Source organism: Caballeronia sordidicola (genome assembly GCF_000729995.1).
Classification (GTDB): domain Bacteria; phylum Pseudomonadota; class Gammaproteobacteria; order Burkholderiales; family Burkholderiaceae; genus Caballeronia; species Caballeronia sordidicola_A.
This window is the reverse complement of record NZ_JNFG01000015.1, coordinates 171,500-179,890: the sequence shown is the minus strand read 5'-3', so window position 1 is coordinate 179,890 and position 8,391 is coordinate 171,500. Positions and strand designations below refer to the sequence as shown.

Annotated in this window: 7 protein-coding genes and 1 pseudogene; 3 read left to right on the top strand and 5 right to left on the bottom strand. The window is 55.4% G+C overall.

Annotated features, from left to right (window positions below):
* On the bottom strand, positions 1-500 hold a 500-nt coding region (locus FH08_RS0116525; protein ID WP_152602850.1), incomplete at its 3' end, for a LysR family transcriptional regulator.
* A gap of 125 nt (positions 501-625) precedes the next feature.
* Here FH08_RS0116525 and FH08_RS0116520 point away from each other — a divergent pair.
* The 3 genes from FH08_RS0116520 (at position 626) to FH08_RS0116510 (ending at position 4,311) form a co-directional block, all read left to right on the top strand.
* Positions 626-1,618 (top strand): dipeptidase, encoded by a 993-nt coding sequence (locus FH08_RS0116520; RefSeq protein ID WP_160172479.1) that lies wholly within the window; start codon positions 626-628, stop codon positions 1,616-1,618.
* Positions 1,619-1,690: 72 nt separating this feature from the next.
* Positions 1,691-3,022, top strand: coding sequence for an MFS transporter (locus FH08_RS0116515; RefSeq protein WP_031359382.1), 1,332 nt, complete (start codon positions 1,691-1,693; stop codon positions 3,020-3,022).
* Between the two features lie 161 nt (positions 3,023-3,183).
* Positions 3,184-4,311 (top strand): porin, encoded by a 1,128-nt coding sequence (locus FH08_RS0116510; RefSeq protein ID WP_031359381.1) that lies wholly within the window; start codon positions 3,184-3,186, stop codon positions 4,309-4,311.
* Positions 4,312-4,353: 42 nt separating this feature from the next.
* On the opposite strand, the gene FH08_RS0116505 is transcribed toward FH08_RS0116510, so the two are convergent.
* The 4 genes and pseudogenes from FH08_RS0116505 to FH08_RS0116490 all read right to left on the bottom strand — a co-directional run bounded on the left by FH08_RS0116505 (position 4,354) and on the right by FH08_RS0116490 (position 8,156).
* On the bottom strand, positions 4,354-5,280 hold the full coding sequence (locus FH08_RS0116505) for an electron transfer flavoprotein subunit alpha/FixB family protein (RefSeq protein ID WP_031359380.1): 927 nt from the start codon (positions 5,278-5,280) through the stop codon (positions 4,354-4,356).
* Positions 5,277-5,645, bottom strand: a pseudogene (locus FH08_RS0116500) (electron transfer flavoprotein subunit beta/FixA family protein); the annotation flags it as partial. The pseudogene FH08_RS0116500 and the gene FH08_RS0116505, both read right to left, overlap by 4 nt.
* A gap of 190 nt (positions 5,646-5,835) precedes the next feature.
* Complete coding sequence (locus tag FH08_RS0116495) at positions 5,836-7,509, bottom strand: electron transfer flavoprotein-ubiquinone oxidoreductase (RefSeq protein WP_031359378.1); 1,674 nt, start codon at positions 7,507-7,509, stop codon at positions 5,836-5,838.
* A 59-nt stretch (positions 7,510-7,568) separates the two neighbouring features.
* Positions 7,569-8,156, bottom strand: coding sequence for a HutD family protein (locus FH08_RS0116490; RefSeq protein WP_031359377.1), 588 nt, complete (start codon positions 8,154-8,156; stop codon positions 7,569-7,571).
* Positions 8,157-8,391: the final 235 nt, after the last annotated feature.

Genomic DNA, 8,391 nt, shown 5'->3' with positions numbered 1-8,391 from the left:
TCCCGAGCGAGCGCAGTAATGTTGACGCGGCGCGAATGAACAGGTGGCCGCACGAAACCAAAATTCAGACGGCCCTCGATGAGTCCCTGGATCTGCAATTCAGTCGTGCTTTCAGTCAGCGCTATATCCACGTCAGGATGTAGCGTGCGGAACTCACGCAAAACCCACGGAAGTATGCCGAAACCGGCGGATGAGATAAAGGCGATGCTGACCTTGCCTCGTCGTCCCTCCGCGGACCTGCGGGTGACAGTAACCGTCTCGTCTATCTGGTTCAGGACAAAGCGGGCGCGTTCAGCAAACTGCGCTCCCGCCGCAGTCAGGCGCACGTTGCGGCTGGTCCGTTCAAGCAGGCGGACGTCGAGCCGCTCCTCGAGTTGCCGAAGATGCGCGCTGAGATGCGGCTGGGCAACATGCAGTCGCTCAGCCGCCCGACTGAAGTGCAGTTCAGTGGCGAGGACAAGAAAAAAACGGAAGTCGCGGACGTCAAGATGGGGATCCATACACTTAAAAGTATAGATGAGGTGGAATTACCTATTGGACCACAGTTTATTGGCCTCATCCAATTGAACCCATGCGCGGCTTCGTAACAGTGACATCCTATTCAGACAACAAGAGGAGATTTATGGTGAGCGATACCATCGCAAACGGACGCAATTTGTTCGAAAGCGCGACCATCTGCGACCTGACGTTACCGTTCAGCAATGGCCTTTCGGGACGCGAGGATGCTCTCGAGAAGTTTTTTGCCAATGGCATCAGCTTCGTGAGTTTAACTGTCGGTGACGATGCCAATGGAACCGGCGCGACGATCCATAACCTGGCCGATGTCCGCGAGATGGTCAGGCTGCGCAGCGAGCGGATGGTATTCGTGCGAAGCGTCGCCGATATACGCGCCGCAAAAAGGGAAGGGAAGCTTGCCGTCGGCTTCCATTTTCAGGGCAGCAATGCTCTCGAAGCGAACCCAAATCTTGTCGCACTTTTCTATGAACTTGGCGTGCGCCATATGTTGCTGGTTTATAACCAGATGAATGCGGCTGCAAGCGGTTGTCACGAACGCGTCGACGCGGGACTGAGTCGGTACGGTTTGCGTTTGATAGCCGAGATGAATCGGGTGGGGATGCTTGTCGACTGCACGCATACCGGTTATCGAGCAACGATGGAAATTATGGAGGCGTCCACGGCACCGGTTATTTTCAGCCACTCCAATGCGAGAGCAATTTGGGACCACGAACGTAACATTACCGACGATCAGGCTCTTGCTTGCGCAAAGACCGGCGGGATTATCGGAGTAAATGGCGTTGGTAAATTCCTATCGGAGCGCGGCACCGCCGAAGCGGATGATCTTTTGGCGCACATCCTTTATTACGCGGATCTGGTCGGTCCTTCTCATATCGCACTGGGCATGGATCACGTGTATTACCTCGAACAGCACTACAAAACGGTGGCCTCCAAGCCCGAAACATGGCCAAAAGGATATCCACCCCCGCCGTGGCATTACTTTACGCCCGAAAAAGTTCCGGAACTTACTGAGGCGTTGCTTCGCAAGGGATTCTCGGACCACGACGCAATCGGAATACTCGGCGAGAATTTTTTGCGCGTCGCTGAACAGGTATGGCAGTGACGTAGTCGTCCATGCCGGAATCACCAATGTGGTCGCACGCAGACGACTGTAGCTATCTACGTAGGGAGCATCATGATCAACAATCTAGAGGAGGCGCCGCGGCTCGCTGTGAAGCGTCTTCGCACTGCCCACTACAAGATGATTCTTGGGGGATCGATCGGTCATTTTATCGAGTGGTACGAATTTTCAATATACGGTTTTATGGGAGGAATTCTTGCAGCCCAGATGTTTCCCTCCTCGGACCCGACCGTATCGCTAATAGCCAGTTTCACGGCCTTCGCGATCGGATTTCTTGGTCGACCCATCGGAGCAATTGTGCTGTCGCCGCTTTGCGACAAATTCGGACGGCGCAAGTTGTTATCCGCAACCATTCTAATGGCGGGGGCAGGTAGTTTTCTTATCGGTATATGTCCGCCTTATTCAAAGATTGGAATATTCGCGCCACTCATCATCGCCTTCTCACGCATCATCCAGGGATTTTCAGCTGGAGGAGAATTTCAGATTGCCATTGCGTTTATCAATGAGCATGTGAAAGGCAAGAATCGGGCGTTTTCAGCTTCCCCACAAAACATCTGCATCGGGTTGGGAATTCTTTCTGCTTCGGCAGTTGGTGGACTCACCACGCACTTCGTTCCAGCAGGTGCGCTCGAGGCATGGGGTTGGCGAATCCCGTTTCTTCTCGGAGCCGCGCTGTCGCTTTATGGCTTATTTGCACGTCGTGAGCTGGGGGAGACACCGGAATTCAAAAAGATGGGAGATCGTCGCCATGTCGGCATTCTTTCGATATTGGGTTCCCTCGCAAAATACCCAAGGCAGATGCTGATAGTGTTTATAGTTGAGATGAATGTTGTTCAGTACGTTCTTTATCTTGTATTTTTGCCAACTTACGCTCACATGGTCGGCGGCTTCGATAGGACATTGGGTCTGACGGCCAGTGTCATGGCTTCGCTGCTTTTTTGCGTAGCGGTGCCGGCTTTTGCATACCTATCCGACCGGGTCGGGCGTAAGCCACTTTTTATCTCAGCGGCAGTTCTCTCCATCCTGTTTACTTATCCTTTGCTTTCCGTCCTCAAAGGGAATCCGAGCTTCCTGGAATTCCTCGGCGTGGCAATCGGGGGTTCCATGTTTGTTGCATTGACCAATTCGGTCTTCGCGACCACGCTTGCGGAAATTTTTCCGACGGAAGTTCGAGCAACTGGTATTGGCATTCCATACGCGATCTCAGTGGCGGTGTTCGGCGGCACGACTCCACTAATTATTACCTGGCTGCAAAAGTTCAATGGCGTACTTGCAGTTTCCCTGTACATCATCGTGATCAGTATGATTAGTTTGCTTTGCTATATCTTGCTGCTTCCGGAAACGAGAGAGCGTTCTCTGGGAAGTGAAATCGACATGAAACGATGACGCATCATGGGAACCCGGTTCCGAATGTGAATATTTCCCCGTCGTAACCCTATCTATAAGTACAAAATTTATAGCCGGATTTTTATAAAATCTTCGCCGGAAATAGATGGTTTAATTTCTAACGATATTGATTAGCTTTCCTAATTATTGGAGATCGGGAAATGAAAAAGAGCAATCTTTATTTGGCCTTATTAGGGGCTCTGGGGTACTCGTTGCCCGCGTTTGCACAGAGCTCGGTGACGTTATACGGGATCGTTGACGATTCCATCTTTTACGCCCGCAATGTCAATGGTGCCGGCGCGAGACTGAGTACGGCGTCAGGGCAGGCTTCTCCGCGCTGGGGAATTACAGGTACTGAAGACCTTGGTGGAGGCATGAAGGCCGTCTTCAAGCTTGAAAACGGATTCAATATCAATACCGGTACTTTGAATCAGGGCGGCCGCATGTTTGGGCGTCAAGCCTACGTCGGTCTTGTGTCGCCACAACTAGGTAGCTTGACGCTCGGGCGACAGTACGATGCTGTGCGTGATCTGGTCGAGCCCTTGCAGGGAAACTGGCAGTATGAATATGCAAGCGCGCCGGGTGATATCGACAACGCCGACAACGACATTCGTTTTAACAATACGATCAAATGGTCTAGTCCGATCTGGTCGGGCCTGCAGGCTGTTGCGACATACTCGATGGGCGGTGTCGCCGGATCGCAGGGGTCTGGCGACGCATGGAGCGGCGCAGTCGGTTACAAGCTTGGTGGTTTGGGAGTCGCCGGTGGTCTATTCCATATCGACAACGGAAATCCGACTCTCTCGACACGAGGTACTACGTCGGCCGACAGCTTATTTTTGTCGTCTGTGAATAGCGCCTACTCGACTGCACGAGGAATCACCGTAGCGCGTGCCGCGGCGCAATATACAGTTAAGAGCGTCACGCTCGGGGGGTATTACAGCTTTTCTCAATACACCTCTGACGCAGCGTCGGTTTTTCGCGGAAGTGAACGTTACAACAATGGCGACCTGTATGTGATGTGGCGCATCACGCCATCCGTAGTGACTCAGCTGAGTTACGACTATCTGAAATCGGCCGGTAATTCATCCGCGACGTATAACCAAGTGACAGGCGTCGCTTCATATCTGTTCAGCAAGCAAACGAGTGTGTACGCGATGGGCGGATGGGTTCACGCTTCCGGCAATAACGGAATCGGCGCTGCACAGGCAGTGATCGGCTCTTCCGGTATCAATCCGGGTACCAGCTGGCAGGTCATCGCAGCACTCGGTGTTCTTCACACCTTCTAATCGTGCGTTAGGGCTGCTCGTAGAAGCAGCCCGTCACACGCTTTAAATGCCTTGTTCGAGTTGTGGAAGGATGTCGAACAGGTCTCCGACAAGTCCGTAGTCCGCGACGCCGAAGATGGGCGCTTCGGCATCTTTGTTCACGGCCACGATAACTTTCGAGTCTTTCATCCCGGCCAGGTGCTGAATGGCGCCGGAAATTCCCACTGCGATGTAGAGTTCCGGTGCGACGATTTTTCCGGTTTGGCCGACCTGCAAGTCGTTCGACGCGTAACCTGAATCGACAGCCGCTCGCGAAGCGCCAATTGCCGCACTCAGTTTCTTCGCGAGCGGGTCGAGCAGGGCGAAGCTCTCGGCGCTGCCGAGCCCTCGACCGCCTGAGATCACGACTCGCGCTGACGTCAGTTCAGGGCGGTCGCTTTCGGCAATATTGCGGCAGATGAAATTCGAGAGGCCGCTGTCCGGAAGTGCTGCCACGTTCTCGACTTTTGCATCGCCGCCGTCCCGCGCCGGTTCGAACGCGGTAATGCGAATAGTGGCAACGATCACGGAGTCGGTCGTCTGTACCGTAGCTATCGCATTTCCCGCGTAGATCGGCCGTTGGAAAGTGTCGACGCCGTCCACAGCAATCACGTCGGAAATCTGCGAGGAGTCGAGTTTGGCGGCCACGCGCGGCGCAATGTTTTTACCTGCTGTCGTGGCGGGGAAAAATACGTGCGAGTAGGGCTTTGCGATCGCGACGACCTGGGCCGCGACATTCTCCGCCAAACCATCCGCAAGATGCGGGGCTTCGACAAGCAGCACGCGCCCGACGCCCGCAATTTTGCTGGCAGCGATTGCCACAGCTTTTGCGCTGTCGCCCACCACCAGCACGTCGACTCCATTCGATAGTTTCAACGCAGCGGATACCGTGTGTAATGTGGCCGCTTTCAACTGATCGTTGTCGTGTTCGGCGATAACCAGTGTTGTCATTTGAATACCTTCGCTTCGGTTTTGAGCTTCTCCACGAGCGTTGCCACGTCGGGAACAATGACACCGGCCTTGCGAACCGGTGGTTCAACTACCCTGAGCGTCTTCAGGCGAGGCGCCGGGTTGACTCCCAGTTCTGCAGGGGTAACCGTGTCAATAGGCTTTTTCTTCGCCTTCATGATGTTGGGCAAGGTCACGTAACGCGGCTCGTTGAGGCGCAGGTCGGTGGTGACAACTGCGGGCAGGTGAAACGAAATCACTTCCGAGCCGCCATCGACCTCTCGCGTAACAGTCGCGATGCCGTCATTGATTTCGATATGACTGGCGAAGGTCGCCTGCGGCCAATCAAGCAGCGACGCGAGCAATTGTACTTAGTATGTAATGCTGAAAGTGGAAACCGACATGTATAAGGAAAATAGGCCGATAGCAGAATCAAACCAGTGGATGAATTCAGTTTCGATGGCAACGAGGTGTTCAAAAAAGGAGGGCGCACCTTAGGGTGAACAGCTGCGTCGTAAGGTGCGTTCCAATGTTGTAGCAGGCTGTTTCGGACTGAGGCTACATGTTCGGGTAATTCGGGCCGCCACCGCCTTCGGGCGTGACCCACACGATGTTCTGCGTCGGGTCCTTGATATCGCAGGTCTTGCAGTGCACGCAGTTCTGCGCGTTGATCACGAGGCGCTCGCCGCCATCGTCGTTCTTCACGAACTCGTACACGGCCGCGGGGCAGTAACGCGATTCCGGGCCCGCATACGTCTGCCAGTTCACGTTCACCGGCACCGACGGATCTTTTAGCGTCAGATGCGCTGGCTGGTTTTCCTCGTGATTCGTGTTCGAGATGAACACTGAAGAGAGACGATCGAACGTCAGCTTTCCGTCTGGCTTCGGATACACGATCGGCTTGCATTGCGAAGCCGGTTTCAGCATCTGGTGATCCCAGTGCTGGTGATGCAGCGTCCACGGCACATTGCCGCCCAGCAGCTTCTGCTCGACACCGACCATCAGCGTGCCGAGGTACAACCCCTTGCTCATCCACTGCTTAAAATTGCGCGCGCGATGTAGTTCGGTATGCAGCCACGAAGCTTTGAAAGACTCCGGATAGGCGGTCAGCGCATCTGATTGACGACCGGCCTGCACGGCTTCGAACGCCGCATCCGCCGCCAGCATGCCGGTCTTGATCGCCGCGTGCGAGCCCTTGATCCGCGACGCGTTCAAAAAGCCCGCATCGTCGCCGACCAGCGCGCCGCCCGGGAACACCAGCTTCGGCAGCGACAGCAGGCCACCGGCCGTAATCGCCCGTGCGCCGTACGACACGCGTTTGCCGCCTTCGAGCACCGCGCGGATCGCCGGATGCGTCTTGTAGCGCTGGAATTCGTCAAAAGGCGACAGATGCGGATTCGTGTAGCCGAGACCTACGACGAAGCCGACCACCACCTGGTTGTTGTCCATGTGATAGAGGAACGAACCGCCGTAAGTGTCGTTCTCGAGCGGCCAGCCGGCGGTGTGCATCACGAGACCCGGCTTGTGCTTCGCGGGATCGATCTCCCACAGTTCCTTGATGCCGATCCCGTAGACCTGCGGATCGATGCCGTCGCGCAGCTTGAATTTGTCGTTCAGTTGACGGCCCAGATGCCCGCGCGCGCCTTCGCAGAAAAGCGTGTACTTCGCGTTTAGTTCCATGCCGAGCAGGAAGTTTTCGGTCGGCTCGTCGTCCTTGCCGATGCCGAGATTGCCGGTCGCCACGCCTTTGACCGAACCGTCGTCGTTATAGAGGATTTCCGCGGCCGGAAAGCCGGGAAAGATTTCGACGCCCAGCGCCTCGGCCTGCTGACCGAGCCAGCGCGTGACGTTCGCGAGGCTGATCACGTAGTTGCCGTGGTTCTTGAAGTTGTCCGGCAGCGCCCAGGTCGGCACGCTCTTCGAGCCGGTTTCGGTGAGGAACAGGAATCGGTCTTCGGTCACGTCCACGGTGAGCGGCGCGCCTTTTTCTTTCCAGTCGGGGATCAGTTCGGTGATCGCGCGCGGATCCATCACCGCGCCCGACAGGATATGCGCCCCGATCTCCGAGCCCTTTTCCAGTAAGCACACGCCGATCTCGACGCCCCTGTCAGCGGCAAGCTGTTTCAGGCGGATCGCCGCGGATAGGCCAGCCGGGCCGCCGCCGACGATCACGACGTCGTATTCCATCGACTCGCGTGGACCGTATTGTTCTAGCAGGGTATCGATATGCATGGAGTAAAAGTTATTCGTCTAGCGGTAAGGAAGGGGCACATGCCGGCAGGCAGATCGCGTTAACGGGGCAATGGGGGCAATGGGGGCAACGAATCAATCGCGATCGAGACGAGTTGTGGCCTGATTCCATCCGGTTTCAGGTCGAGCGACTCGCGTCGGCTTTCAAGGCAAATGCCACTCATCGGTTTGAGCGAGACTTCACGCAGCGTTGCACTGGTCAGCGACCACGTTCCTCTGACGCAAAATAAAATCTGAGTCGAGGCCGGCGTGACCTGCGCGGAATCCCCGAATACGGTGACATCCGTGCGATAAGAGAAGCGCTTTGCGATGACGTTGATTACATGTACCGGATTGGCGGGCTTGTTGACCCATACCGGCGTGTCACCGGAAAAATGCACGGGTTGCTCCGGACTTGCGATCAATCGAGTGTCATGCGAGTACAGATCGACGCTGTCGTCGCCAATCGTCAACAGAGTTCGGTCGAAGCCGGCAAACAGTGAGAAGCGCGCCGCGTTGTTCCATTCCGCGAGGCTGACGCGCCACGTCGCGGCGCCAGTTTTATCGACGCCCCGTGCAATGGTATGGGTGACACCTTGACCGTTTTCCCACGGCTCGGGCGACAGTGCCGCACAGTCAAAGAAGCGCATGTGATTTCTCGTTCACTGAACGGCTCTAAACCCGTCCATTTCATGGATCTGTCTGGATTGACGATGGACTGATTTTAAAAATGGGGTAACCACCATCCAGTTTCTATTAGATAAACTTATAACCTGTGCTCTGAACTACTTAAACTGAACGCACGAACCGCGTTGAGATGCACCATGCTTTTAACGCTGAGCCGGCCACGCATAGACCCAGGAATACGCGCCGTTCCACTACGCG